General features: G+C 62.7%; 27 protein-coding genes. 19 read left to right on the top strand and 8 right to left on the bottom strand.

Annotation, left to right across the window (positions count from 1 at the left end):
* Positions 1–55: 55 nt before the first annotated feature.
* Positions 56–1,717 carry an acyl-CoA synthetase gene (locus tag LOL23_RS02870; protein ID WP_160976749.1) on the top strand — a complete coding sequence of 554 codons (1,662 nt, stop codon included), beginning with the start codon at positions 56–58 and terminating at the stop codon, positions 1,715–1,717.
* A 66-nt stretch (positions 1,718–1,783) separates the two neighbouring features.
* Entirely contained in the window at positions 1,784–2,266 is a 483-nt protein-coding gene (locus LOL23_RS02865; RefSeq protein WP_160976747.1) for a YajQ family cyclic di-GMP-binding protein, read from the top strand.
* A 59-nt stretch (positions 2,267–2,325) separates the two neighbouring features.
* Here the strand turns inward: LOL23_RS02865 and LOL23_RS02860 are convergent, their stop codons facing one another.
* Together LOL23_RS02860 and LOL23_RS02855 are read right to left on the bottom strand one after the other, a co-directional pair.
* Positions 2,326–3,087 carry an ABC transporter permease gene (locus LOL23_RS02860; protein ID WP_160976745.1) on the bottom strand — a complete coding sequence of 254 codons (762 nt, stop codon included), beginning with the start codon at positions 3,085–3,087 and terminating at the stop codon, positions 2,326–2,328.
* The gene (locus LOL23_RS02855; protein ID WP_160976743.1) at positions 3,084–4,064 is read right to left on the bottom strand and encodes an ABC transporter ATP-binding protein; all 981 of its coding nucleotides are present in this window, start codon (positions 4,062–4,064) and stop codon (positions 3,084–3,086) included. The genes LOL23_RS02860 and LOL23_RS02855 overlap by 4 nt, the downstream gene beginning before the upstream one ends.
* Before the next feature lie 79 nt (positions 4,065–4,143).
* Here LOL23_RS02855 and LOL23_RS02850 point away from each other — a divergent pair, with 79 nt between their 5' ends.
* From LOL23_RS02850 to LOL23_RS02825, 6 genes are all read left to right on the top strand, one after another.
* Positions 4,144–5,685, top strand: a complete 1,542-nt coding sequence (locus tag LOL23_RS02850; RefSeq protein ID WP_160976741.1) for an NAD(P)H-hydrate dehydratase — start codon at positions 4,144–4,146, stop codon at positions 5,683–5,685.
* A 65-nt stretch (positions 5,686–5,750) separates the two neighbouring features.
* On the top strand, positions 5,751–6,602 hold the full coding sequence (locus LOL23_RS02845) for an HAD family hydrolase (RefSeq protein WP_160976739.1): 852 nt from the start codon (positions 5,751–5,753) through the stop codon (positions 6,600–6,602).
* A gap of 34 nt (positions 6,603–6,636) precedes the next feature.
* Entirely contained in the window at positions 6,637–7,086 is a 450-nt protein-coding gene (gene tadA, locus LOL23_RS02840) for a tRNA adenosine(34) deaminase TadA (RefSeq protein WP_237173193.1), read from the top strand.
* Positions 7,087–7,141: 55 nt separating this feature from the next.
* Positions 7,142–8,257 carry an LD-carboxypeptidase gene (locus LOL23_RS02835; RefSeq protein WP_160976737.1) on the top strand — a complete coding sequence of 372 codons (1,116 nt, stop codon included), beginning with the start codon at positions 7,142–7,144 and terminating at the stop codon, positions 8,255–8,257.
* Positions 8,258–8,559: 302 nt separating this feature from the next.
* Entirely contained in the window at positions 8,560–10,161 is a 1,602-nt protein-coding gene (locus LOL23_RS02830) for an ABC-F family ATPase (protein WP_160976735.1), read from the top strand.
* Positions 10,162–10,175: 14 nt separating this feature from the next.
* On the top strand, positions 10,176–10,787 hold the full coding sequence (locus LOL23_RS02825) for an IMPACT family protein (protein WP_160976733.1): 612 nt from the start codon (positions 10,176–10,178) through the stop codon (positions 10,785–10,787).
* 121 nt (positions 10,788–10,908) lie between these two features.
* Here LOL23_RS02825 and trxA read toward each other — a convergent pair whose 3' ends face one another.
* A complete protein-coding gene (gene trxA, locus LOL23_RS02820) occupies positions 10,909–11,295 on the bottom strand; it encodes a thioredoxin (protein ID WP_160976731.1) in 387 nt (128 codons plus the stop codon).
* A 217-nt stretch (positions 11,296–11,512) separates the two neighbouring features.
* Between trxA and tsaD the strand changes: the two genes are divergently transcribed.
* Complete coding sequence (gene tsaD / locus LOL23_RS02815) at positions 11,513–12,568, top strand: tRNA (adenosine(37)-N6)-threonylcarbamoyltransferase complex transferase subunit TsaD (RefSeq protein ID WP_160976729.1); 1,056 nt, start codon at positions 11,513–11,515, stop codon at positions 12,566–12,568.
* Positions 12,569–12,600: 32 nt separating this feature from the next.
* Here tsaD and plsY read toward each other — a convergent pair whose 3' ends face one another.
* Positions 12,601–13,281 (bottom strand): glycerol-3-phosphate 1-O-acyltransferase PlsY, encoded by a 681-nt coding sequence (plsY, locus tag LOL23_RS02810; protein WP_160976727.1) that lies wholly within the window; start codon positions 13,279–13,281, stop codon positions 12,601–12,603.
* 106 nt (positions 13,282–13,387) lie between these two features.
* Between plsY and surE the strand changes: the two genes are divergently transcribed.
* From surE to rlmD, 6 genes are all read left to right on the top strand, one after another.
* Positions 13,388–14,146 carry a 5'/3'-nucleotidase SurE gene (gene surE / locus LOL23_RS02805; protein WP_237173125.1) on the top strand — a complete coding sequence of 253 codons (759 nt, stop codon included), beginning with the start codon at positions 13,388–13,390 and terminating at the stop codon, positions 14,144–14,146.
* Positions 14,131–15,081 carry a protein-L-isoaspartate(D-aspartate) O-methyltransferase gene (locus tag LOL23_RS02800; protein ID WP_237173124.1) on the top strand — a complete coding sequence of 317 codons (951 nt, stop codon included), beginning with the start codon at positions 14,131–14,133 and terminating at the stop codon, positions 15,079–15,081. Before surE ends, LOL23_RS02800 begins: the two co-directional genes overlap by 16 nt.
* 13 nt (positions 15,082–15,094) lie before the next feature.
* The gene (locus LOL23_RS02795) at positions 15,095–15,907 is read left to right on the top strand and encodes a peptidoglycan DD-metalloendopeptidase family protein (protein ID WP_237173123.1); all 813 of its coding nucleotides are present in this window, start codon (positions 15,095–15,097) and stop codon (positions 15,905–15,907) included.
* Complete coding sequence (locus LOL23_RS02790; protein ID WP_160976723.1) at positions 15,904–16,695, top strand: 3'-5' exonuclease; 792 nt, start codon at positions 15,904–15,906, stop codon at positions 16,693–16,695. The genes LOL23_RS02795 and LOL23_RS02790 overlap by 4 nt, the downstream gene beginning before the upstream one ends.
* Positions 16,696–16,818: 123 nt before the next feature.
* Complete coding sequence (locus LOL23_RS02785; protein ID WP_237173122.1) at positions 16,819–17,469, top strand: hypothetical protein; 651 nt, start codon at positions 16,819–16,821, stop codon at positions 17,467–17,469.
* A gap of 110 nt (positions 17,470–17,579) precedes the next feature.
* Positions 17,580–18,893, top strand: coding sequence for a 23S rRNA (uracil(1939)-C(5))-methyltransferase RlmD (rlmD, locus tag LOL23_RS02780; protein ID WP_237173121.1), 1,314 nt, complete (start codon positions 17,580–17,582; stop codon positions 18,891–18,893).
* A gap of 251 nt (positions 18,894–19,144) precedes the next feature.
* Here the strand turns inward: rlmD and argH are convergent, their stop codons facing one another.
* Positions 19,145–20,566 carry an argininosuccinate lyase gene (gene argH / locus LOL23_RS02775; RefSeq protein ID WP_160976717.1) on the bottom strand — a complete coding sequence of 474 codons (1,422 nt, stop codon included), beginning with the start codon at positions 20,564–20,566 and terminating at the stop codon, positions 19,145–19,147.
* Positions 20,567–20,636: 70 nt separating this feature from the next.
* On the opposite strand from argH, the gene LOL23_RS02770 reads away from it, so the two are divergent.
* Genes LOL23_RS02770 through LOL23_RS02760 form a run of 3 tightly spaced genes read left to right on the top strand, consistent with a single transcriptional unit; the run spans position 20,637 to position 22,908 of the window.
* Positions 20,637–21,947, top strand: a complete 1,311-nt coding sequence (locus LOL23_RS02770; protein WP_160976715.1) for a mechanosensitive ion channel family protein — start codon at positions 20,637–20,639, stop codon at positions 21,945–21,947.
* 50 nt (positions 21,948–21,997) lie between these two features.
* A complete protein-coding gene (locus LOL23_RS02765) occupies positions 21,998–22,336 on the top strand; it encodes a P-II family nitrogen regulator (RefSeq protein WP_160976713.1) in 339 nt (112 codons plus the stop codon).
* Positions 22,337–22,353: 17 nt separating this feature from the next.
* On the top strand, positions 22,354–22,908 hold the full coding sequence (locus tag LOL23_RS02760) for a YaeQ family protein (RefSeq protein WP_160976711.1): 555 nt from the start codon (positions 22,354–22,356) through the stop codon (positions 22,906–22,908).
* Between the two features lie 147 nt (positions 22,909–23,055).
* On the opposite strand, the gene LOL23_RS02755 is transcribed toward LOL23_RS02760, so the two are convergent.
* Complete coding sequence (locus LOL23_RS02755) at positions 23,056–23,652, bottom strand: chorismate--pyruvate lyase family protein (RefSeq protein ID WP_160976709.1); 597 nt, start codon at positions 23,650–23,652, stop codon at positions 23,056–23,058.
* An 80-nt stretch (positions 23,653–23,732) separates the two neighbouring features.
* Between LOL23_RS02755 and LOL23_RS02750 the strand changes: the two genes are divergently transcribed.
* Complete coding sequence (locus LOL23_RS02750; protein ID WP_160976707.1) at positions 23,733–24,467, top strand: pseudouridine synthase; 735 nt, start codon at positions 23,733–23,735, stop codon at positions 24,465–24,467.
* 39 nt (positions 24,468–24,506) lie between these two features.
* Here LOL23_RS02750 and LOL23_RS02745 read toward each other — a convergent pair whose 3' ends face one another.
* Both LOL23_RS02745 and ugpQ read right to left on the bottom strand, forming a co-directional pair.
* Complete coding sequence (locus LOL23_RS02745; protein WP_160976705.1) at positions 24,507–25,361, bottom strand: 23S rRNA (adenine(2030)-N(6))-methyltransferase RlmJ; 855 nt, start codon at positions 25,359–25,361, stop codon at positions 24,507–24,509.
* A 12-nt stretch (positions 25,362–25,373) separates the two neighbouring features.
* Positions 25,374–26,129, bottom strand: coding sequence for a glycerophosphodiester phosphodiesterase (gene ugpQ / locus LOL23_RS02740; protein ID WP_160976703.1), 756 nt, complete (start codon positions 26,127–26,129; stop codon positions 25,374–25,376).
* Positions 26,130–26,531 lie beyond the last annotated feature (402 nt).

The following is a 26,531-nucleotide window of genomic DNA, read 5'->3' as shown; positions in this document are numbered from 1 at the left end:
ATGGTCAAACAGGTGCATGGGGGCTATCATTTTCCGGAAAAATCAGGAGAGTTCCATGTCAAGCATATTCGACCAGGATCTGCCGCAAACACCGGCCAACCACGCACCCTTGTCTCCGCTGTCATTCATTGAGCGCAGCGCGCAGGTGTACCCCGATCGTCTTGCGGTCGTGCATGGTTCGGGGCCTTCGGCGCTGCGGCGCACCTGGTCCGAAACCTATGCGCGTTGTCGCCGGCTCGCCAGCGCCTTGGCGGCCTCAGGCGTACGCAAGGGTGATACGGTAGCGGTCATGCTGCCCAATACGCCGCCCATGGTCGAGGCACATTTCGGCGTGCCCATGGCCGGCGCAGTGCTCAATGCGCTCAACACCCGCCTTGATGCCGACATGATCGCCTTCATGCTCGACCATGGCGAGGCCAAGGTGGTGATTGTGGACACTGAGTTCGCCCCCACCATGCAAAAGGCATTATCTTTGCGCAAGGCGTCAGCCCCCATCAAGGTGATCGACGTTGCGGATCCGCTCTTCACGGGCACCCATAAAAGCGTGGGCGAAGTCGCCTATGAAGACTTCCTGGCACAAGGGGATCCAGGCTACGTCTGGGAACTGCCCACCGACGAATGGGACGCCATCGCGCTCAACTACACCAGCGGCACCACTGGCAACCCAAAGGGCGTGGTCTATCACCACCGGGGCGCGGCGGTCGCCGCCATCTCAAATATCCTGGAATGGGACATGCCCAAGCACGCCGTCTACCTCTGGACGCTGCCCATGTTCCATTGCAATGGCTGGACATTTCCCTGGACGGTCGCGGCCCGTGCGGGGGTCAACGTCTGTCTGCGCAGGGTCGAGGCTCAGGCCATTTTCGATGCCATCCGCGAGCATGGGGTCACGCACTACTGTGGCGCGCCCATTGTGCACAGCCTGCTGGTCAATGCGCCGGACACCATGAAGGTCGGTATCCCGGCCGGCGTCAAGGCCATGGTGGCCGGCGCCGCGCCGCCCGCATCAATGATCGAAGGCATGGAGCGCCTGGGGTTCGACCTGACACATGTCTACGGCCTGACTGAGGTCTACGGGCCGGCCACCGTGTGCGCCAAACACGACGCCTGGAACGATCTCGACATCGGCGACCGGGCGCGGCTGAACGCACGCCAAGGGGTTACCTACCATCTGGAGCGCGGTATCAGCGTCATGGATCCCGCCACCATGCAGCCAGTGCCGGCCGATGGTGAGACCATGGGCGAAATCATGTTCCGCGGCAATATCACCATGAAGGGCTATCTCAAGAACCCCAAGGCGACTGAAGAGGCGCTGCGGGGCGGCTGGTTCCACAGCGGCGATCTGGCGGTGATGGATCCCGATGGCTATGTCAAAATCAAAGATCGCAGCAAAGACATCATTATTTCGGGCGGTGAAAACATCTCGTCTATCGAGGTGGAAGACGTGTTGTATCGTCATCCCGCTGTGCTGGCGGCAGCGGTGGTGGCGCGCCCCGACGAAAAATGGGGCGAAACTCCGTGCGCCTTTGTCGAACTGAAAGAGGGTGCCCAAGTTTCGGCTGCCGACATCACGGAGCACTGTCGCAAGCATCTGGCGGGCTATAAGGTGCCGCGTACTGTGGTATTCCAGACGCTGCCCAAGACGTCCACCGGTAAAATCCAGAAATTCGAGCTGCGTAAACAGGCCGAGGCGCTGGACGCCGCGCCGGCGAAGTAGGCGCAGGATGCTGGGCGGGCCGCAGCCGTCGCGGCCCGCTTTTTTATTTTTCGGGAGAATATACGAATGCCATCTTTTGATGTGGTGTCTGAAGTCGACAAGCACGAATTGAGCAACGCGGTCGATCAGGCCAATCGCGAGCTGTCCACCCGTTTCGACTTCAAGGGCACCGACGCCACCTTCGAGCTCGAGGGCTATGTGGTGACGCAGTCAGCGCCCAGTGTGTTCCAGCTCAACCAGATGCTGGATATCCTGCGTGGGCGGCTTTCGGCGCGCAGCATCGACGTGCGTTGCCTGGAAGTGGGCGACGCGCTGGAGAACGTGGCCGGCGCGCGGCGCAAGGTAACCGTGCGGCAAGGCATCGAGCAGGCTGTGTCCAAGAAGTTGATTGCCGAGATCAAGGCCGCCAAGCTCAAGGTCGAGGCGCAGATCAACGGCGATAAACTGCGCGTCACTGGCAAAAAGCGCGACGACCTGCAAGCGGTAATGGCCTTGCTGCGAAAGTCTGATGTAGACCTGCCTTTGCAGTTCAACAACTTTCGCGACTGATCCGCTGCGCAACGCGGCGGCCAGGCGGCCGCGTTGCGCGCCCACGCAGGCCGTACTGTTCAAGGTTTGAGGCGATAGCCCGTCCTGAAGATCCACCCCACCAGCGCCACACAGAGCCCCAGGAACAAGAGCGTCATGCCCAGGCTGAGCCATAGGCTGACATCCGCCTTGCCGAAAAAACTCCAGCGAAAACCGCTCACCAGATACACCACCGGGTTCAGCAAAGTAACCTTTTGCCAGAACTGCGGCAGCATGTCGATCGAATAGAAGCTGCCGCCCAGGAAGGTGAGCGGTGTGACGATAAGCAATGGCACCAGTTGCAGCTTCTCGAAGCCGTCGGCCCAGATGCCGATGATGAAGCCGAACAGGCTGAAGGTAACGGAGGTGAGCACCAGAAAACCGATCATCCACAGCGGATGATCAATGTGCAGCGGCACGAAGAACGCCGCCGTGGCCAGGATAATGGCCGCCAGGATCAGCGATTTGGTGGCTGCGGCGCCCACATAGGCGATGGTGATTTCCAGGTAGGAAAGCGGTGCCGACATCACTTCGTAAATGGTGCCCGTAAAGCGTGGAAAATAAATGCCGAAAGAGGCGTTGGAAATACTGTGCGTGAGCAGCGACAGCATAATCAGGCCGGGCACAATGAAAGCGCCGTAGCTGATGCCGTCGATCTGGGTGATGCGGTTGCCGATTGCCGCACCGAACACTACGAAATACAGCGAGGTGGAGATGACCGGTGCGATCAGGCTTTGCAGCAGCGTACGCCAGGCCCGCGCCATTTCGAAGCGATAGATAGCGCGCATGGCATGCACGTTCATGGCTGGGCTCCAGTGGGTGCGACGGCGGATACTGCTACGGGCTGAGCCTGCGGCGCGGGTTCGCGCAGCAGGCTCACAAAGATATCTTCGAGAGAGCTCTGCGTGGTGCGCAGGTCGGAGAACGGAACGCCGGCACGATCCAGGGCCTGAAGCAGGGCGGCGATATCGTTGTGATCCTGGCGTGCGTCATAAGTGTAGATAATTTCGCGACCATCGTCCGACAGGGCGAGCTGGTAGGGCGCCAGATGTGCGGGCAGCGCTGACAGGGCGTCGCGCAGCTGCAGAATGAGTTGTTTTTTTCCTAATTTGCGCATGAGTTCGCGTTTTTCTTCCACCAGGATGATGCGGCCGTGGTTGATCACACCCACCCGGTCGGCCATTTCCTCAGCCTCTTCGATGTAGTGGGTGGTCAGGATGATGGTTACCCCCGTGCCGCGCAACTGGCGGACCAACGCCCACATTTCCTGGCGCAGCGAGACATCGACGCCTGCCGTGGGTTCGTCCAGAAACAATATTTGCGGCTCGTGCGACAAGGCCTTGGCGATAAGTACCCGCCGCTTCATGCCACCTGACAGTGTAATGAGCTTGTTGTCCTTCTTGTCCCACAGTGTGAGTGCGCGCAGCACCTTTTCGATGTGGGCTGGGTCGGGCGCCTTGCCAAACAGGCCGCGGCTGAAGCTGACCGTGTCCCACACGGACTCGAAGGCGTCGGTGGTGAGCTCTTGCGGCACCAGGCCAATGCGCGCCCGTGCGGCGCGGTAATCGACCACGATGTCATGCCCATCGGCGCGCACAGTGCCGGTGGTGGCATTGACCAGGCCACAGATGATGCTGATGAGTGTTGTCTTGCCTGCCCCGTTGGGGCCGAGCAGCGCGAAGATTTCGCCGCGCCGGATGTCGAGGTTGATATCTGTGAGGGCCTGGAATCCAGAGGCGTAGGTTTTGCCCAGACCGCGTATTGAGATGACTGGCTGCATGCGTGATTTTCCTGTGGCTCTGGGGCACAATAGCACATCCGGGGCGTGTCCCGTCGCCCGCGCGGGGGCAAGCGCTAGCATGACAGCAGACGATACTTTTTTTCATCCACCATCCATCGGCCTGGCAGGCCCGGGGGGGGCGGATACGCACAAAATCTTGCGCCAAGCGCTGCTGACGCCACGCCAGATGGCGGTGGCCGATCAAGGCGCCATTGATGCCGGCGTCAGCGGCGCCGCACTGATGGAGGCCGCCGGCGCGGCGGTTGCCAACGCGATAGTAGGGCGCTGGCCCAGATGCCCGATCGTGGTGCTCTGCGGCCCAGGCAATAATGGCGGCGACGGCTTTGTTGCGGCGCGTCACTTGCATGCTGCGGGCTGGCCTGTGCGGCTTGCACTGCTTGGCACACGCGAACATCTCTCCGGCGATGCCGCCTTGCACGCCCACGCCTGGGAGGGCCCGATCGAAACCATGCAACCGTCTGTGCTCGATGGCATGGAGCTGGTTATCGATGCGCTATTTGGCGCAGGCCTCGCCAGGCCGATCGAGGGTGCGGCAGCCGATGTGCTGCAGGCGGTGCAAGCGCGGGGCCTGCCGGTGTGCGCGGTGGATATCCCCAGCGGCGTTGATGGTGCCAGCGGGGTGGTCCGCGGGATGGCCGTACAGGCTGCCCTTACTGTCACCTTCTTTCGCAAAAAAACCGGCCATGTGCTCGAACCCGGCCGAGGGCTGTGTGGCGACCTTGCTGTGGTCGACATCGGCATTCCGGCATCTGTACTCCAAGCGGTCCAGCCTTCGGTTTTCGAGAACGACCCAGTTCTATGGTTGTCCGCCTATCCTTGGCCGCAAGCCGTCGGGCACAAGTACATGCGTGGCCATGCCTTGATTGCCGGCGGGCGGCTCATGACGGGGGCGGCCCGCCTGGCGGCGCAGTCTTGTGCGCGCATGGGTGCGGGGTTGGTTACCGTTGCGGCGCCGCTGGTCAGTTGGGCAGTCTATGCGGCGTCGCTCACTAGCATCATGGTTCATCCCATGAAAGAAAGCGGTACGCTCGAAGACATCCTGGCCGATGCCCGCATAAATACCGTGGTGGTCGGCCCTGGCGCAGGCGTGTCCGACCTCACCCGCAAGCATGCGCTGCAGGCTCTGTCCGGCCAGCGCGCAGTGGTGCTGGATGCGGATGCCATCAGTGTCTTTGCGCCCGATCCCGATACGCTATTCGGTGCCATCAACGGGCCTTGCGTACTCACCCCGCACGAGGGCGAATTCAACCGTATTTTCGATGCGCAGGGCGACAAGCTCAGCCGCGCACTCACCGCGGCCCGCCAGAGCGGCGCGGTGGTCGTGCTCAAGGGCGCCGATACAGTCATCGCGGCGCCCGACGGCAGGGCGGCCATCAACACCAATGCGCCGGCCGAGCTGGCCACAGGCGGTACGGGCGACGTCCTGGCCGGCATGGTGGCGGGCTTGCTGGCGCAGGGCATGCCGCCCTATCTGGCGGCTGCAGCGGCGGTGTGGATACATGGCGAGGCCGCTCGCCTGTTCGGGCCTGGGCTTATTTCCGAAGACCTTCCCGCGCTGATTCCACGCGTCCTCAGGCGCATGCGGCGTCGGGCCGGTTAAACTGCACGTGTTCAGTTAAACAGCACTGCGGGGTATTGCATTACCGCCCCGTGCTCCCCGTTGCCATGTCCGACGTCATTGCCCTGGTTTTCGATTTCGACGATACGCTTGCCCCCGACAGCACCTCTGGCTTCCTGGCCGATATCGGTGTCGACGCAGCGCATTTCTGGGCCGAAGACGTCGGCCCACTGCTCAATCAGCACGATTGGGATCCTGTGCCCGCCTACTTGTACCGTATGATCGAGCTATCGCAGCGGGGGCAGTACGGCGCCATCACCCGCGAGCGCCTGCAAGACTGGGGGCGCCGCCTGCCGCTGCACAGTGGTGTGGATACGCTGTTTGAACGCCTGCGCGCCATGGTGCGTGCGCGGCATCCCCATGTACAGCTCGAGTTCTACCTGATTTCCAGCGGCATCGGCGATGTGGTGCGCAGCACCCGTATCGCGCACGAGTTCACAGACATCTGGGCGTCAGAATTCGTCTATGCCCCCGACGAAGGCGGCATTCATTTCCCGCGGCGCATTGTCAGCTTTACCGACAAAACGCGGTATCTGTTCCATATCCAAAAAGGCATCATCGGCGCCCAGTCACGCAACAAACCCTTCGAGGTCAACCGCAAGGTGCCGGCTGAAAAACTCCGCGTGCCGTTCGAGCAGATGATTTTCGTGGGCGACGGGTACACCGACATCCCGTGTTTTTCCTTGATCCGGCGCTCTGGTGGCGTTGCCTTTGGTGTCTGGGACCCTCGGCACCGCGACAAGCGCAGCCGGGCCTGGGGCTTCATCCAGGAAGGGCGGGTGTCCAACCTCAACCAGGCCCGTTACGATGACGAAGCCGAACTCTATCAATGGTTGGAAGAGGCTGTCGAAAGTTTGGCCGGCCGTATGGCGCTGAACAGCCGGACCTATCGTGGTTGATACGCCAGTGTTCGACGATGCCGACGCAGCGGCTATGCGGCTGGCCATGGCGCAGGCCGACCTGGCCCGCCTGGCCGGTGAAGTGCCTGTGGGCGCGGTGGTGCTGGATGCCGACGGATGCGTCATTGGCCAAGGCTACAATCGCACCATCTGCGATCACGACCCCAGTGCGCATGCCGAAATCGTTGCCTTGCGCGACGCCGCCGCACGCTTGGGCAACTATCGCCTGCCAGGCGCCAGCTTGTTCGTCACGCTCGAACCCTGCGTGATGTGCATGGGTGCCATGCTGCATGCCCGCCTGGCGCGCGTCGTATTTGGCGCTGCCGACCCCAAGACGGGCGCCTGCGGCGGCGTGCTCAGCTTGCACCAGGAGCATCGGCTGAACCACCATACGCGCGTTGAAGGCGGCCTCTTGGCCGACGCCTGCAGCGATATGCTGCGCGACTTCTTCCGGGCGCGCCGCCGCGCGGCCAAAGAAGTCTAAGGCCTGTATTACTATACGGCTGTTCCATTTTCTCTCTCCTTAAGCGAGTCCATCCATGGCTACGTCGCAAACTCGACGCCCCTCAAAAATCTCTCGCGCGCGCAAGGCGCTCGAGCACGCGCATGCAGATGCGCATTCGCGCGATCATGGCGACGGCGAACCTGGGGATGGTATCGAGGCGACTGGCAAGGGCGCTCAAACGCATGAACATGCCGACGATGAGCACGGCCACGCGAGCCATGCACCCGGCCAGGCGAGCCAAGTCCATCGCCACCGCGCTCCTTCAGGCATCTATCTTATTTCGCCTTCCGGCGCCGTGCCCGAGCCCAAGGCGCTGGAGAAGGCCCGCACCAGGCTCGAAAAGCTGGGCTATCGCATCGCCATAGACCGCACCGCACTCGCGGTGTACGAACGGTTCGCGGGCACCGACAAGCAGCGCCTGGCGGCGATTACACGCGCCCTCAAGCAGAAGCACCCGGTGGTCATGGCCACGCGCGGCGGCTATGGCCTGAGTCGCCTGCTGCACCATATCGATTGGAAGGCGGTGGCGGACAGCGGCAAGGTTTTTGTTGGCCACAGCGATTTCACGCTCTTCAACCTGGCGCTGCTGGCCCAGACAGGCGCCGAGAGTTTCACCGGCCCGATGGCGCTTTACGACTTTGGCGGGCCGCGCTTGGATGACCTCACTGCCGATCTGTTCGGCGAGGCCATGCGTGGCGAACTCGAGGTGCTGGGCTTCGAAACACCCGACGCCGACCCGGTCGATGCACGCGGCGTGCTGTGGGGCGGCAACCTGGCCATGGTTGCTTCGCTGGTCGGCACGCCCTATCTGCCGCGCATCCGAAATGGCATTCTGGTGCTCGAAGACATCAGTGAGCATCCGTTCAGGGTCGAGCGCATGCTCACGCAACTGCTGCATGCAGGTATCCTGGCGCGCCAGAAGGCCATCGTGCTCGGGCGCTTCACTGATTACCGCCTGGCCGCCCACGACAATGGCTACGATATGCCCTCCGTGGTCGCTTGGCTGCGCGCCAATGTGAAGGTGCCGGTGGTCACTGGCCTGCCATATGGGCATGTGAAAGTAAAAGCTACGCTGCCGGTGGGCCGCAAGGTGGGCATCGCCACCGAACACGGCCTGGCGCACCTGGTTATCGACGAGCATCATCACTGATCACGGCATCCACTGATGCAGGGCGCGGCGGTGTCGCGCCCATGTAGTACTGATCGCCCGCGCGCCACATCCAGCCCGCGCTCAGCCCGCACTCAGCCCGCACTCAGCCCGCACTCAGCCCGCATCCAGGCCGCACACATCACACCTGCAGCGCACGCATGCTGCACAATGTTGCGGTCGCGGGTCGTTTGGCCTGTCTTTCATCGCCGCAGCCCGCCCGCCGCGTCGGGGTCGGCATAAACACGGTGTGCTTGGTAAACTCACCGGTTTACTGACTTTTTTCATACAAAGTACCCCATAACGTGATCTCCACCGCTAATCTCACCATCCAGTTCGGCCCCAAACCCCTGTTCGAGAACGTCAGCGTCAAATTCGGTGAAGGCAACCGCTACGGCCTCATCGGCGCCAACGGTTCCGGCAAGTCAACCTTCATGAAGATCATCGGGGGCGATCTGGAGCCGTCCGGGGGCAACGTTTCGCTCGACCCCGGCGTGCGCCTGGGCAAACTGCGCCAAGACCAGTTTGCCTATGAAGACGTGCGCGTGCTCGATGTCGTGATGATGGGTCACGTTGAAATGTGGCAGGTGATGTCCGAGCGCGACGCCATCTACGCCAATCCCGACGCCAGCGAAGAAGACTACATGCGTGCGGCCGACCTCGAAGCCAAGTTCGCCGAATACGACGGCTACACGGCTGAGGCGCGCGCGGGCGAGTTGCTGCTGGGGCTGGAGATTCCGGTCGAGCAGCACAACTTGCCGATGCGCGAGATCGCGCCCGGCTGGAAGCTGCGCGTGCTGTTGGCGCAGGCGCTGTTTTCCAACCCCGATGTGCTGCTGCTGGACGAACCCACCAACAACCTGGATATCAACACCATTCGCTGGCTTGAGGACGTGCTTAACGGCTATCAGAGCACGATGATCATCATCAGCCACGACCGCCACTTTCTGAACCAGGTCTGCACGCACATGGCCGATCTGGACTACCGCGAGCTGCGCATCTATCCGGGCAACTACGACGACTACATGCTGGCGTCCACCCAGGCGCGCGAACGCCAGCAGGCCGCCAATGCCAAGGCCAAAGAGCGCGTGGCCGAGCTACAAGACTTTGTGCGGCGCTTCGCGGCCAACAAATCCAAGGCACGCCAGGCCACGTCGCGCATGAAGCAGATCGACCGCATCAAGGCTGACGCCGTCGAGGTCAAGCCTTCTTCACGCCAAAACCCCTACATTCGTTTCGAACAAGAGAAAGTACTGCATCGCCTGGCTGTCACGGTCGAAGATATTTCCAAGCACTACGATCACCCTGTCATCAAGTCCTATTCGGCCATGATCGATGCGGGCCAGAAGGTTGCCATCATCGGCGCCAACGGCGTTGGCAAGACCACGCTGCTGCGCATGCTGGCACTCGACCTTGCGCCCGACGAGGGCACGGTGAAGTGGGCCGAGAACGCAGACCTGGGCTACATGGCGCAAGACGTATCCGACCAGTTCAACAGCGACAAAAACCTGTTCGACTGGCTGGGCGACTACCGCCAGGCCGGCGATGATGACCAGTCCATTCGCTCGGTTCTGGGCCGCCTGCTGTTCTCGGGCGACGAAATCTCCAAGGCGGTGCGCGTGCTGTCAGGCGGCGAGAAAAACCGCATGACCTTCGGGCGCCTGATGCTGGGCCGGCACAACGTGATGTTGCTGGATGAGCCTACAAACCACCTCGACATGGAATCGATCGAATCGCTACAGTTTGCACTTGAGCTGTACAAAGGCACGCTGATTTTCGTTTCGCACGACCGGCAGTTCGTGTCGGGCCTGGCCACACGCATCATCGAGATCCTGCCCGACGGCCAGATCATCGATTACCAGGGCAACTACGACGACTATCTCGCTTCGCGGGGCATCGAAAGCTGAGTGGTGCGGCCGTTATGCTGCATACGCTGGCGGGCATGGCCCGGTACGAAGAAGACATTCGCAAGAGCCGTTTTGCCGCCATTGCCGCGCCGGTGCAGTCGCCAGAAGAGGCCCTGCAGTTCATCGCGGCGCACAGCGTGGTCGATGCCACGCACAATTGTTGGGCCTACCGCATCGGCCAGCAGTATCGGTTCAACGATGACGGCGAGCCAGGCGGCACAGCGGGCCGACCCATCCTGCAGGCCATCGAAGGCCAGCAGTGCGATAAGGTAGCAGTGCTGGTGGTGCGCTGGTTCGGTGGTATCAAGCTGGGGGCGGGTGGGCTGGTGCGCGCCTATGGCGGCGTAGCGGCCGAATGCCTGCGAAGGGCTGCGCGGCTGCCTATTGTGGACGAAATTGAAATTGCCTGCCGGTGCAGCTTTGCGGACATGGCGCTGGTGCGTGCGCGCCTAGCCAGCCACGACGCCCGTATTATCGAAGAAAACTTCGACGCCGTGGGCGTATGCTGGCGCCTGATGGTGCCGCGCGACAAGGCGCCCGAGCTGGCCGAACGCTTCGCTGACCTGACCCGAGGGCAGGGCGGCTGGGTCGTGGCAGACAACACCAAAACCGGCGGCGCTGCGTAATCGCTGGCGAAACCGGCCTGCGCCCTGTGCCGCCGCCTAGATGCTGTTCGCCGCGAGCGGCTCAATGCGACCAAATCGCCGGCCTCACACTGATGTGCCACCCGGCCACGGGTATCTGGCGTTAGCCTTGTCCGTTGGGCTTGCCGCTTTCTTTCTGGGCGGCGATCTCGGCGTGCACTTCTGCCATGTCCAGCCCTTTTACCTGCGTGATCAGTTCCTCCAACTGCGAGGCCGACAGTGCGCCGGGCTGCGAAAACAGCAGCACCTGCTCGCGGAACACCATCAGCGTTGGAATAGAACGGATATTGAGCGCGCCGGCCAGCTCGGGTTGTTCTTCGGTATTGACTTTGGCGAAGGTGAAATCGGGGTACTTTTCGGATGCTTGCTCGAATACCGGCGCGAAGCTGCGGCAGGGCCCGCACCACGGCGCCCAAAAGTCAACAATCAGTGGATCGCCGTTCTCAACTGCTTGCTGGAAGCCTTCTTTATCGAAATTGACGGTACTCATCATTATCCTTGCAAGAAAAAAGCGGCTTTCTGTTTGCCGAAAGCCGCTTGTTCTGGATTGTTTGATCCTTCAGTGTACATCAGCCCGCATATCTGCCGGGGCGTTGCGGGGCCATGCGCTGCGCGGTTGAGGCGGCAAGGAGTAGAGCAGTGTAGTTAGGCGGCATCGGGTTGTCTGCATTCTAAGCCTCCCGCCCGGGCGGTTGTAAACTAGCGGCATGAATATCATTGGTTTCGAAAGCTCGTGCGACGAAACGGGCGTGGCCCTCGTCAACACCAAAAATGGCTTGCTCGCGCATGCGCTGCATACGCAAATCGCCATGCACCGCGAGTATGGTGGCGTGGTGCCCGAACTCGCCTCGCGCGACCACATCCGCCGGGTGCTGCCGCTGGCGCGCCAAGTCATGGCCGAAGCGGGGCTTGCGCTGGATGACATTGATGCGGTTGCCTATACGGCTGGGCCCGGGCTTGCGGGTGCGTTGCTAGTGGGCGCTAGCGTGGCGCAGTCGTTCGCTTGGGCGCGGGGCCTGCCCGCCATTCCTATTCACCACCTCGAAGGCCATTTGCTCTCTCCCATGCTGGCGACACCCAGCCCGCGCTTCCCATTCGTGGCGCTGCTGGTGTCAGGCGGGCATACCCAGATCATGCGGGTTGACGGGGTGGGCGCCTACCGGCTGCTGGGCGAAACGCTCGATGACGCGGCCGGCGAGGCCTTCGACAAGAGCGCCAAGCTGATGGGTCTGGGTTATCCCGGCGGCCCCGAACTGGCGCGTCTGGCGGAGCAGGGTAATGCACAGGCGTTCGACTTGCCGCGGCCTATGCTGCACAGCGGCGATCTCGATTTCAGCTTCAGTGGCCTGAAGACGGCGGTTCTCACCCGTATGAAGGCGTTGCAGAGCCAGCCCGGCGGGGTCTCCGACCAACAGCGTGCCGACCTTGCGGCGGCGACGCAGGCGGCCATTGTGGACGTGCTGGCTGCCAAGGCGCTCAAGGCGGTCAAGCTTTCGCGCATGAAGCGTCTGGTGGTCGCGGGTGGGGTGGGCGCCAACAGCATGCTCCGCGAGCGGCTCACGGCCGCCATGGCCAAGCTCGGTGGGGAGGTATTCTTCCCGCCTCTGGCGCTTTGTACCGACAACGGCGCGATGATCGCTTATGCGGCCGCCTGCCGGGTGAACGCGGGGTTGGTCGACCTGGCCGAAGCCGGCCATGCCTTTACGGTGCGCCCGCGCTGGGATCTGCAGGACGTTTGTATCGGGGTGCCGGCCGCTGTTTAATGTGTTTCGGCCGCAAGGCGGGCCCGCTTGCCTTACTTGCGCGGGCGGTGGCGTGCCGGGGTGTGGGGCCCCTTGCCACCCTGTTCTGCTTTTTTGCCACCAATACGGCTTTCCTTGCCCTGGACCAGGCGACTGATGTTGGCGCTGTGGCGGTAGATCAGCAGGGCGCTGATCACCACGATGGCTACAGCGTAGGCGGGCTCGAACCGCCAAGCGACGCCACCGCCGAACAGGTAGTACAGCGGCGCGAATACGGCGGCAATAATGGCCGAGAGTGACGAATAGCGGGTGACGTAAGCCATGATCAGCCAGGTGCCCGCCGTGGCCAGCGCCAGCCAGGGGCTGATGCCCAGTAACACCCCCAAGGCCGTGGCGACACCCTTGCCGCCCTTGAAGCCCAGGAAAACGGGGTACAGGTGCCCCAGAAACACTGCCACTGCGCACAACGCCACCACGGTGGCCGGCAGGTCAGTTTGCTCAGCAATGATTTGTGCCACAAAAACCGCCAACCAGCCTTTGGCGGCATCACCGAGCAAGGTTAACGCCGCAGCGGTTTTGTTGCCTGTACGCAACACATTGGTGGCCCCAGGGTTGCGCGATCCAAAGCTGCGCGGGTCTGCCAACCCCATGGCGCGGCTGACCACGACGGCAAAGGGGACGGAGCCGGCCAGATAGGCGGCAACCACAAGAGCGATGGCGATGACGATGGACATGGTATGTTTTCGAAGAGTGACCGCGGCCCGATTCTACCCGTGCCGCACAAAATACCAAAACCAACAGGTACAATTCGCTACGTTCGGTTGATGGCTGTGAAAGGCAATGCGCATACTGGTATCCAACGATGATGGCTACAACGCTCCCGGTATCGAGGCACTCGTGCGCGCGCTCGACGGGCTCGGCGAACTGACGGTGGTCGCGCCCGAAACCAACTGCAGCGGTTCGTCCAACTCGCTCACTCTGAATCGGCCGCTGTGGGTGCGCCAGGCTGGTAATGGCTATCACTACGTCAACGGCACGCCTTCCGACTGCGTCCACATCGCCCTTACAGGCCTACTCGATTTCCGCCCCGATCTCGTCGTTTCTGGCATTAACAACGGCGCCAACATGGGCGAAGACACGCTTTATTCGGGCACCGTCGCCGCCGCCACAGAAGGCTATCTGTTCGGCATCCCTTCCATTGCGTTTTCATTGGTACGCAAGGGCTGGGACCACCTCGATGCGGCCGCCGCGGTTGCGCGGCGCGTCGTGCAACGCTATACCGAATCCCCGCTGCCCGGCAATTTCCTGCTCAACGTCAATATTCCCGCGGTGCCGGGCGATGCCATGGGCGATATGCGCGTCACGCGGCTAGGCAAGCGGCATCCCTCCGAGCCAGTCGTCAAGACCAGCACGCCCTATGGCGACACCGTATACTGGATCGGCCCTGTGGGCAGCGTCTCCGACGCGGCCGAAGACACCGACTTTGGCGCCATCGAGCAAAACACCGTGTCGATTACGCCGCTGCGCTTCGATCTCACGAATTATCAACAACTCGATGATGTCCGGGCCTGGGCAAAGCCGCTATGCGCAAACCCCTAGCCCCTTCGCCCTTCCGGGCCGGCACGCATAACCGTTTCGGGCGCTCCAGCCTCGGCGGCGGTGTGTCCGCATCCAACAGCAATACGCGCATCGTCAAGGCCGTTCCGCTCGACAAGGCTGCCGCTGGCGACGCCGCCGCGCCGCCCCCGCGTCCAGCGTGGGCCGCCAACGCACAGGGCGGGGTACCGGCAGGGCGGCCCTCGGCGCCTCATCGCCTGGCGTCGCAAGCCTCCGCGCCGCCGCCGGCGCTGATTCGCCCGGCGGATACCGGGCGTCAGCTGTCCAACCTCGGTCTGAATTCCGACCGCCTGAGAGCCAATATGGTGCAGCGCCTGCGCAGCGGCGGTATTGCCGATGAACGGGTGCTCGAGGCGATGCGCGCCGTGCCGCGCCACCTTTTCGTCGACGAAGGGCTGGCCAGCCGTGCCTACGAGGACGCCGCGCTGCCTATTGGCCACGGCCAGACGATTTCCCAGCCATGGGTCGTGGCGCGCATGATCGCGGCGGTGTGCGAAAATCGGGTTCCGGTTAAAGTACTGGAAGTAGGCGCTGGCTGCGGCTATCAGGCTGCCGTGCTGGCGCAGTTCATCAAAGAAGTGCATGCCATCGAGCGCATACGCGGTTTGTATGATCCCGCGCGCGACAGGATGCGAGCCCTGAAGCTTGTGTCGCGCGTGCGGTTGATCTTCGGCGATGGCATGGCAGGTTTACCCGGTGTGGCGCCTTTTGACGCAATTATCGTCGCCGCGGCCGGAATTAAAATCCCCCAGGCGCTGCTTGAGCAGCTCGCCATTGGGGGCCGATTGATTGCTCCCGAGGGCACGACGGCGCAACGCCTGATCCTGCTCGAGCGTACAGGCGCCACATCCTGGCGCCGTACCGAACTCGAGCCGGTGCGTTTCGTGCCGCTGCGCTCGGGCCTCCAATCCTATTAGCCAGGAGAACTCTATGTATGCAGTGGCTGCGGCGTCCCAAGTGGCGCTGACATCCAGAAATACGATGCGGTCGGGCTTTCGAAGGCTGGCGCTGGTTGCCGTTGTGGGCAGCGCGCTGCTTGCCGGCTGCGCGCCCACGTCAAAGCGCGCGCCCATCGCCGATATGTCCGCAGGGTCGTCCTCTGCCGCGCCTTCAACGGGCGGGGCAACGTATACCGTGCGGCCGGGCGACACGCTGTACAAGATCGCTCAAGCCAACAACATGGATGTCGGCGAACTGGCCCGTCTGAACAACATCGGCAACAGCAATGTGCTGCGTGTTGGCCAGGTGCTACGCCTGAATGGCTCCGCCCCGGCGCCCAGCCCCGCGCCCGCCTCGAGCGCCGGCCCAGCCCAAGCCATCCCCGTCACGCCGGTCGAAACCGCCGAGCCCACCACCACCGCACGCGCCGACGACGCAGCCTTGGTAAGCTGGGGCTGGCCTGCGTCGGGCGACATCATCCAGGGCTTCAACAGCAATACCAAGGGCATAGACATTGCCGGCAAGATCGGGGATCCCATCTATGCGGCGGCCGATGGTAATGTCATGTACGCCGGCAATGGGGTCAGGGGATTGGGCAACCTCATCCTGCTTGGTCATAAAGATGGTTTCGTGACGGCCTATGCCCATAACGACCAGCTCTTGGTAAAAACTGGCCAACAGGTCAAAAAGGGCGACAAAATCGCTGCCTTGGGCCAAACCGATACAAGCTCGCCCCGTCTGCACTTCGAGATCCGGCGCCGCGGTACGCCCGCCAACCCCATGGCTTATTTGCCGGTACGATGACGCCTGTCCTGGTCTTCGATCTCGAAACCATCCCCGACGCTCAGGGCCTGCGCAGGCTAAATCCCGACTGGGATGCATCCATGACAGATGCGCAGGTCATCGAGGCGGCCATGGCCGCCCGCATGGCGTCGCATGGCACAGACTTCCTGCCCTTGCACTTGCAGAAGGTGGCGGTGGTGGGCTGTGTGTTTCGCGACGACCAGGGCTTTCGCGTCAAAACGCTGGGCAATGCCGATGATCCCGAATCCGTGCTCATTTCCGGTTTCTTCAAGACCATCGAACGCTACACACCGCGTCTGGTCAGCTGGAATGGCTCGGGCTTCGACCTGCCGGTGCTGCACTACCGCAGCCTCATCCACGGGGTGCAGGCGCCGCGCTACTGGGACATGGGCGACGACGATCGCGATTTCAAGTTCAACAACTACATCAGCCGCTATCACAACCGCCACATCGACCTGATGGACGTGCTGGCTAAATACAACGGGCGGGCCAATGCGCCGCTCGACGAGTTGGCCAAGCTCTGCGGGTTTCCCGGCAAGCTCGGCATGGACGGCAGCCAAGTGTGGCGTGCGTGGTCGGAAGGGCGGGCAGACGAAGTTCGTGCATATTGCGAAACTGATGTCGTCAATACCTGGCTGGTGTACTGTCGTTTCTGCTTTCTGCGTGGCGAACTGCACCGTGAAGCCTACGAGGCCGAGGTTGCGCTGGTGCGCGACACGCTGCGGGCCAGTGACGCGTCGCACTGGCGCGAGTATCTGGCGGCCTGGGAAGACACCGGCGCGGCCTAGGTTTGCAGGGGCGAACCCCAAGCGCGCAACAGGCTGAAAGAATTGCATGCGTGCATGAAACAAGCGAGAAACGCCTGTGGCGGCATACTGAGGGCTCCCGAATACACACCAAGGAACCTCAACATGCAAGCCAAATCGCTTTCCTTCACCGCCAAAATCGCCGCCGCTGCAGTCGCACTGGCCCTCGGGGCCGGCCAGACGCTGGCTGCCCCTGCAACCACGGCCACGCCGGGTAGCGAGCAACAGGTTGTGGCGCCGCACTCCGGCCATCATGGCATGCGTGACGGCCGCGGCATGCACGGCAAGCATCATCGCCAAATGCGTGATGTCGGCTTGTGGGTGCCGGGCTATGGCCCGCTGAAGTCATCGTTCGTGGAAACGCTCAATCTCACCGACAAGCAGAAGGCGCTGATCGCGGATGCCAAGAGTGCCGGCGAGGCAGCGCGCACGGCACACCGCGACGCCATGAGCGATGTACACAAGGCACGCGCCGAGCAACTGAAATCGGGAAAACTTGATCCCAAGTCCGCGCTGGCACAGCAGCGCGACATGCACGAAAAAGCGCAGGCCGAGCGGGCCGAGCAGGATAAAAAGTGGCTTGCTGTCTGGGACGCACTGGATGCCACGCAGCACGAAAAAATCGCCAAGCAATTGGCCGATCGCACGGAGAAGTTTGCTCAACGGGCCGCCGAGCGGCACCAGAAGCACGCCGCCGAAGCCGGGCAGCAGGGCGCCACACAAGCTGCGCCCAAGGCGGGGGCCAGCGCGTCCTGATAGTTTCTTGCGGCAGGCTGAGGAAGGCTGCCCGCCAGTACGTATACTGGCGGGCAGCCTCGTCATATCGGAGTTAAAATTCCCGCCTGCCTGATCAGGACACCCCACACATGACTCTGGAAGTACTGGATATCGAATCCCTGGATCTCGAAGCGCGTGGCATTGCGCGTCGCGAGGGCAAGGTTGTTTTTGTCGAAGGGGCGCTGCCCGGCGAGCGTGTGCAGGTCACCGTCACACGGCGCAAGCCTTCATACGATACCGCTCGGGTTGAGCGCATCGTGCGCGCGTCGTCGCAGCGCGTCGAGCCGCCCTGTCCGTATTTCGGCGTCTGCGGGGGCTGTGCCATGCAGCATCTGGAGCCTTCGGCACAGGTCGCCGTGAAACAGCGTGTGCTGGAAGACGCCTTGGCGCATATTGGCAAAGTGCGCGCCGAGCGCATGCTGCCACCCATGCATGGCCCCGCCTGGGGTTATCGCTACCGCGCCCGCCTGTCGGTGCGGGTGGTGCGCAAGAAAGGTGGCGTGCTGGTTGGGTTTCGCGAGCGGCGAGGCAGTTATGTGGCCGACATGGCGCGGTGCCTGGTGCTGCCGCCGCATGTGTCGGCGCTGCTCGTCCCGCTACGGGCGCTGGTTGGCCAGCTTGACCAACCCGATCGCATTCCGCAAATCGAGGTGGCGGTAGGCGACGGCACCACAGTCCTGCTGTTGCGCCACATGGAACCCTTGTCCGCCGGCGATGTCGCCCGTCTGCGCGCGTTTGCCGCCGAGCACAGCGTATGCTGGTGGCTGCAGCCCAAGGGGCCCGAAACCGTCCACCCGCTGGATGCGGCCGACGCGGATCGCCTTGCTTATGCCTTGCCTGAGTTTGGCTTGCGCATGCCCTTCAAGCCTACCGACTTTACACAGGTCAATCACCAGATCAATCAGGCGCTGGTGTCTCGCGCACTCGGCCTGCTGGATCCGCAGCCAGGCGACCGTGTCGCCGACCTGTTCTGTGGCCTGGGCAACTTTACGCTGCCGCTGGCCACGCGGGCGGCGCACGTCATAGGCGTGGAGGGCAGCAAAGCGCTGACCGATCGCGCGCTCGAGGCGGCGAAACATCATGGCCTTGAGGGCAAGACGCAATTTGCCACCCTGAATCTGTTTGAAGTGGACGAGGCATGGCTGCGCGGCCTGGGCGTATTTGACCGTATGCTGATCGACCCGCCGCGCGACGGCGCCGAAGCGGTATCCCGGGCGCTGGTTGCGCTGGCGCCGCACGAACGGCCGCAACGCATCGTATACGTGTCATGCAGCCCCGGCACACTGGCGCGTGACGCAGGTATCCTGGTGCGAGAGGGCGGCTATCACCTGGCCGCCGCCGGCGTCATCAATATGTTTCCCCATACCGGGCACGTCGAATCCATTGCTGTATTCCAGGCCTGATTGGCATTCTCCCCTCCCTAAAGAAAGGGGATTCCTACGGCGCTCACAGCGGCGCAAGGCTGCTGTGCGTCGCTTCGGTGGGTTCCTGCTTCGCAGAGGCTGCACGCTTGGCCCTTGCGGGCCTTGCGCGGGCCGGCGGCAAAGAAATCGCGTTTATAAATGATTCGCCCCGCAGTAACTGGATTGAAGTCCAGCCGCTGCGGGGCAGTTGGTATATCGGCGTTAGCAGTCGGTAGCGTGGCGGGTTGAAACTAGCCGCGCGTTTCGGCGATGAGGCGCTCGGCCTCGGCCTTGACGCGTTCAGGCGCCGTGCCGCCGATATGGTTGCGGGCCGCCACCGACCCTTCAAGCGTAAGCACCTGATGCACGTCGGCCTCGATGGAGGCATGGAACTGCTGGAGCTCCTGCAAGGAAAGGTCGGCCAGGTCGCAGCCCTTGTCTTCGCAGGCGCGCACGGCGTGGGCCACGGTTTCGTGGGCATCGCGGAAGGGCACGCCTTTCTTGACCAGGTAATCGGCCAGATCTGTGGCCGTGGCATAGCCTTGCAGCGCGGCGCTGCGCATGGCCTCCGGTTTGACCTTGATGCCGCCCACCATGTCCGCAAAGATGGTGAGCGTGTCGCGGACCGTGTCAGCGGCGTCGAATAAGCCCTCTTTGTCTTCCTGGTTGTCTTTGTTGTAGGCCAGCGGCTGGCCTTTCATCAGTGTCAGCAGTGCAATAAGGTGGCCGTTGACGCGGCCTGTCTTGCCGCGCGCCAGTTCGGGCACATCAGGGTTCTTTTTTTGCGGCATGATAGAACTGCCGGTGCAGAAGCGGTCGGCCAGGTCGATGAACCCCACGCGCGGGCTCATCCAGAGCACCAGCTCTTCGGACAGGCGCGAGATATGCGTCATGATGAGCGCCGCGGCTGCGCAGAACTCGATGGCGAAGTCGCGGTCGGACACGGCGTCAAGAGAGTTGCGGCAGACGGCGTCGAAGCCCAGCGTCTTGGCCACGCGTTCGCGGTCGATGGGGAACGTGGTGCCGGCCAGGGCGGCGGCACCCAGTGGCAGGCGATTGACGCGGCGGCGGCAATCGGCCAGCCGCTCGGCATCGCGGCCAAACATTTCAGCGTAGGCCAACAGATGGTGCCCGAAGGTGACGGGTTGTGCCACCTGAAGGTGTGTAAAGCCTGGCATGATAGTGGCCGCGTGATGGCTTGCCAGTTCGGCCAAGCGCAGGCGCAACTGGCGCAGCAGGTCGAGCGCGATGTCGATTTCGTTGCGCAGCCACAGGCGGATATCGGTAGCCACCTGGTCGTTGCGCGATCGGCCGGTGTGCAGGCGCTTGCCGGCATCGCCGATGAGCTCGACCAGACGCTTTTCGATGTTCAGGTGTACGTCTTCCAGATCGAGCGACCATTCAAAACCGCCGGCCTGGATTTCGGCCAGGATGGTGGCCATGCCCTGTTCGATGGCAGCCTTGTCGTCGGTGCTGATGACGCCCACGGCAGCCAGCATGTCGGCATGAGCCAGCGAACCCTGGATGTCGAAAACGGCCAGCCGCTTGTCGAAATCGACAGACGCGGTGTAGCGCTTGACCAGATCGGACACCGGCTCGGAAAAGCGGGCGGACCAGGCCTGCGCCTTGTTTGCAAACTGATTCTGCAGGTCGGAAGAAGTGTTTTGTGCCATAGTGGGGCAATTATAAGGGAGAGCGGTTGCGTTAATAAGGGACAACGGGTGCGTTATATTTACGCCCATTATGGAAAAAGACGCTTTGCCCGCAAGGTGGCTGGCCGATCTGCAATTGGCCGGCTATCTGCCCGATACGCTCTGGGGGCAGGTCGCCGTCGGCCTGCTGGCGCTTGCGCTGCTGATGGCGCTGGCCGGTTGGCTTACTGCGCGGGTGCTGGCCACCATCGCCCGCCGCACGCTCACAGCGATGGGGCGCGATGATTGGGCATCAGCCCTGTCGCGCCGCCGGGTCTTCCGCAGCATCAGCTACGCGGTGCCCCTGCTGGTGGTTGTCGTTAATATCGGCCTGCTGCCGCTGCAGCCGCAATACAGCGCGATCATCGCCAAGGTTTTTCTGGCGGCGGGCCTCATTTTCATCTTCCAGGCGCTCAGTGGCGCATTGTCGGCCTGGCAGGACGTCTATGCCGAAACCCGGCGCGCGCAAACACGTTCGATCAAGGGCTATCTCGAGCTCGGCAAAATCCTGTTGTGGATAATCTGCTTCGTCCTGGTCATTTCGCTTTTGGTCGATCGCTCGCCGCTGCTGATGCTTTCCGGCCTGGGAGCATTGTCTGCCGTGCTGCTGCTGGTGTTCAAGGATACCTTGCTGTCGCTGGTGGCCAGCACGCAGATGACCACCAACGATATGTTGCGCATCGGCGACTGGATCCAGATGCCTCAGGCGGGTGCGGACGGCTTTGTAATCGACATGGCGCTGCATACCGTCAAAGTCCAGAACTGGGACAAGACAGTCACTACCATCCCCACGTACAAGCTGTTCTCCGAGAGTTACCGCAATTTCCGCTACATGTTCGAATCGGGCGGCCGGCGCATCAAGCGCACCCTGCGCATCGACGCCAGCACGGTGCGGTTTCTGGATGAGGAAGAGATTGTGGCCCTGGGCCGGTTTGCGCTGCTGCGCGACTACCTGGCAGGCAAGCAGCGCGAGCTCGAGGAAAGCAATCGCGCACTGGGCGAGCTGGGTGCGCAAGAGGTCAACCGGCGCAGGCTGACCAACCTGGGCACTTTCCGGGCCTACGCCTTGGCCTATCTCCAGCACCACGAGGCGTTGCGGCGGGACATGACGATGATTGTACGCATGATGGAGCCGGATTCGGAGGGTGTGCCGGTGGAGGTTTATTGCTTCTCCGCCAATACCGCGTGGGTCGATTACGAACGCATCCAAGGCGATATTTTTGATCACCTGCTGGCCATTTTGCCCGAGATGTCGCTGCGCTTGTACCAAGCGCCATCGGGCGGGGACCTGGCGGCGGCTTGGCGCCATCCGGGCGCGGGCGCCGCGTCGCCGCCGCAATCCGGCGGGCCGCCGATGCTCTGACGCGGCCGGCGCGTCATGCGATAATTTCGCTTTATTGCGGAGCCAGACACATGAAACAGATCGCGGCCATCATCAAGCCGTTCAAACTCGACGAAGTGCGCGAAGCCCTCGCCGATATTGGCGTAAACGGCCTGACGGTCACCGAGGTCAAGGGCTTCGGCCGCCAGAAGGGCCACACCGAACTCTACCGCGGCGCCGAGTACGTCGTCGACTTCCTGCCCAAGATCCGCATCGAAGTCGTGTTGCCGGCTGCCATGGTCGACACCGCCATTGATGCCATCATCAAGGCCGCCTACACAGGCAAGATCGGCGACGGTAAAATCTTTGTCAGCCCGGTCGAGCAGGCCATCCGCATCCGCACCGGCGAAAGCGGCATCGATGCGCTGTAGGCGCGCGCGTCTATTCTATGGCTCTGCGCGCCACTATTTTCAAGGCCGATCTGCATATCGCCGACATGCGGCGCGGCTATTATGCCAGCCATACCCTGACGCTGGCCCGCCATCCTTCCGAAACCGACGAGCGCATGATGCTGCGCCTGCTCGCGTTTGCCCTCTATGCCGACGAGCAGCTAGCCTTCACGCGCGGCCTGAGCGCCACGGACGAGCCCGCACTATGGCGTAAAGACCTTACCGGCGGCATCCAATGCTGGATCGAGCTTGGGCATCCCGACGAGCGCCGGCTGTTGCAGGCGGCGGGCAAGTCGGCCCAGGTCGCGGTGCTGTGCTATGGCGGCCATGCCAGCCAGGTCTGGTGGCGCGGCGTTCAAGCAGCCATTGCGGCTCGCGTCCCGGCCATCACGATCTTGGCTGTGGATCCGGCAGACGCCCGTGCACTGGCGGCATTTGCGCAGCGCGCCATGACGCTGCACGTCAGCGTGGATGAAGACGGCGTACTGGTGTCTTCGGACACCGACAGTTTGACGCTGCGGCTGCAAGACTGGAGCCCAGCACGAGCGGGTTGATCTTCCCGCGACAGCAGCAAGGCAGTTGCCGTTTTACAAGAGCCCCGCGCGAGCGGGTTGATCCACAGCAGCATTCTCGGGCAGGCTCGCGCCGTGCGGGCGCGGTGCCGGGCATATGGCGGGCCCGAGGCCCTGTTCGCGTTTATGTTAGATTTCGTGCAGGGCCAGGCTGCGGTCGAAGGCGGCGCGGGCCGCCATGCCCCAGAATTGCGGCAGAAAGCCTTCGGCCACCAGCAGCGGTTCGCCCTGGCGCCAGAACACCGAACTGCGTGCCAGTATCTTTTGCGCGGGCGGGCAATGAGGCCCCAGGATGCGCACGGCAGTGCCGTACAGCGGGTTCTGCGGCCGCAACCTGCAAGCCAAAAATGGCGAACGGATGATCTGAGGGTTGTGGTACAGCATGTCGGCCAGTGGGCGTGTGCGCAGCCGGCGCATGCCTTGCCACCAGCCATGCGAGGCGCGCAGCGGCGTAAAGCTGCGGGCAAACACGCTGTCGACACCATCGATGGCCATGATGATTTCGCGCACCCAAACCGGGCTGTGCACACGGCGTGCAAGCATCCAGGCTTCGGACGGCGCAAGCCCCGAGGCGTACTCGGCCGCCACGCGCAGCCTGACGTCGCCGAGCCTGCGCAGGCCCGCGGTCAGGGCGCCGGGGCGAAACAGCCAGTATTTCTGATGTTGGGTAAACGAAGGCGATGGCTCAGGGTGCCAGTCGCAGTTAGGCGGAAGGGCGGGTTGCATGGCCGTATTATCGCAAATTGCATAAACAGGCTACCACACGGGGCCGGTTAAAATTCAACAAAGAGTCACAGATCCAGGTTATGGAAGAAAAAGTACGTATTTCGAAGCTCATGGCCGAGCGCGGCTTGTGTTCACGCCGCGAGGCTGATGCCTATATCGAACGCGGTTGGGTGCGCGTGGATGGCAGGGTGGTCGATGAGCTGGGCAGCAAAGCCTGGCCGCACCAAACAATCACGCTCGATCGTCAGGCGCAGCGGCGCCAGACATCCCGCGTCACCATCTTGCTCCATAAGCCGGTGGGCTATGTGTCAGGCCAGGCAGAAGGGGGCTACCGCACGGCGGTGTCGCTCATCACTGCCGCGTCGCGCTACCGGGGCGATCATTCCCCATTGGCGTTTGATCCGTCGCATTTGCGTGGCCTGGCGCCGGCCGGCCGGCTGGACATCGATTCCACCGGGCTGTTGGTGCTGACGCAAGACGGCCGTATTGCGCGCCAGCTCGTTGGTGAAGACTCGTCCATCGAAAAAGAATACCTGGTGCGGGTAGAAGGGCGTATGGCCGGTAACGGCCTGGCGCTGCTCAACCATGGCCTGTCGCTGGACGGCCAGCCTTTGCGGCCCGCCAAAGTCAGTTGGCAAAACGAAGACCAACTGCATTTTCTACTGAGGGAAGGCAAGAAACGCCAGATCCGTCGCATGTGTGAGCTGGTGGGGCTCAAGGTGGTAGGCCTGAAACGCGTACGCATGGGGCGCGTTGTGCTGGGCGACCTGCCGCCGGGCAAATGGCGCTACCTTAAAGAGCACGAAAAATTCTGATCTGTACGGCACCCAAGCGCTTGCCCGGGCCGTTCTCCTTCACCCTTCCCGCCGCTTCAGCGCGAAACCGGCGCGGTCATCTTGCTTCAGCTTTTCCACCAGCCACGGCATGGCTTGTTCAAGTTCTTTATAGAGCGTCCAGGGCGGATTGACCACGAACATGCCGCTGCCGTGCAAACCAAAGCCGTCGCTGGCGGGTTTGCGTACCGTGAGGGATACGTTGACCCAATCTACCTCCAGGCGTTCCAGCGCACGGATCATGTCTGTGGCTTCGCGTCGCTGCACCAACGGGTACCACACGGCGAAGCAGCCTGTTGCGAAGCGCTTGAGGCCTTCGTTGAGCGCGTGCAGCGTCTTGCGGTAATCGTGCTTGTCTTCATAGGACGGATCGATGATAGTGATGCCGCGCCGTGGCCCCGGCGGCAACTGGCTTTTGAGGCCATTGAAGCCATCGGCCTCGTACACCGTGACCATACGTTGCGTGGCGCGCCCCTGGCTGTGCAGGTTTTGACGCAGCACCTCGATTTCGGCGGGGTGCATTTCAAACAGGCGCAGGCGGTCGTGGTCGCGCATGGCGTGCAGCGCCAGCCAAGGTGAGCCGGGGTAGAAGTTGGCCACCCCGTCGGGATTGAAATGCTCGATGGCTTCGAGATAGGCGGCAATGATGGGCGGCGCGTCCGGCGCGCCCAGCACGCGATCCAGCCCGTCGATGAACTCGCCATTTTTTTGCGCCCAGTCGCTGCGTAGGTCGTACAGGCCGGCGCCCGCATGCGTGTCGATCACCCAGTAGGGGCTGTCCTTTCGATTGAAGTACTCCAGAATATGAACCAGTATGGCGTGCTTGAGCACGTCGGCGTGATTGCCTGCATGAAAGGCGTGGCGGTAGCTGAACAAGGTGGATTCCGGTCAGGCAAAGTGTTCGGGGGAAAACGTGAGGATTTCGTCCGTCACGATGGCATGGCAGCCCCAGCGCAGCAATTCTTGTGCGCGGGCAAGGTCGTTCACTGTCCAGACAACGACGGTATAGCCTGCAGACAGTAGCGCATCCACGGCGGGGCGGGTGGTGTGCTTGTTATTGAGGTTGGCACCGATACATTGCAGCCGCTCGAGCCGAGCGCGCCAGTCCGGCGGCAGCTCGTTTTCAAACAACAAGGCACGCGGCAAGGCGGGCGCCGCCTCAAGCGCCGCTTGCAGTGCGGCCTCGGAAAATGAGGATAGCAACGGCGGCTGCGCGGCGCTGCGCCATAATGCCTGTGCCTGCAGAGCAACTTGCCTGCCAGTCTCGGCTTCACTGCCGGTTGTGGGCTTGATCTCGATATTGCTGGCGATGCCGTTGGCTATCGTGAACGCAGCAATGGCATGAAGCGTAGCGATGGGTTCGCCTGCATAGCCGGCACTGTGCCAAGCGCCAGCGTCGACATTGGCCAGTTCAGCATAGCTGCGGTCGGAGGCCCGTCCGGTGGCGTTGGCGGTGCGGTCCAGGGTGTCGTCGTGCAGCAGGATGGCGACGCCATCTTTGCTGAGCTTGACGTCATACTCCATCATCCGGAAGCCATGCCGCGCGCCCAGGCGGATCGAGGCCAATGTGTTTTCGGGCGCGGCGCGGCCCGCGCCGCGGTGGGCGATGAGTCGCGGGTAGGGCCAGACGGTGGAAGTGCTCATGCTTGGCGGCCTTCAGGAAAAGAGGGGGGCGGCGGAAAGTGCTCGGTTTGCGCCATGGTGATACGGGGCGGTCGGGCTATTTTAGCCTTGCGCGTCCGCGTGGCGCGCGAGATCGCAACGCCCGTGGCACCCACACCCATTGCGATGTCCGTGTGGCGCCTGCGGTCTCGGCCATATCGGCATGCTGTCCCGATGCTGCAGAAGCGGGATTTTCGAGCGGCAGGGCGCATGTCATCTCCGCCACTGTGTAATCCGCCCCGCCGGGCGGATTACACATTCGATGGCCGCTAGTTCTGGCGGAAGCAGCCGCTGGTGGTAAACTTTTGTTCTATTTTTAAGCGCGGCCGCGGCCGCTCATCTCATCTTTTGAGACAACCGTGTGCCGGCCCGATGGCTGGCGCT

The organism is Paracandidimonas lactea (assembly GCF_021653995.1).
GTDB classification, from domain to species: Bacteria; Pseudomonadota; Gammaproteobacteria; order Burkholderiales; family Burkholderiaceae_B; genus Allopusillimonas; species Allopusillimonas lactea.
This window is presented reverse-complemented; position numbering and strand designations above follow the sequence as displayed.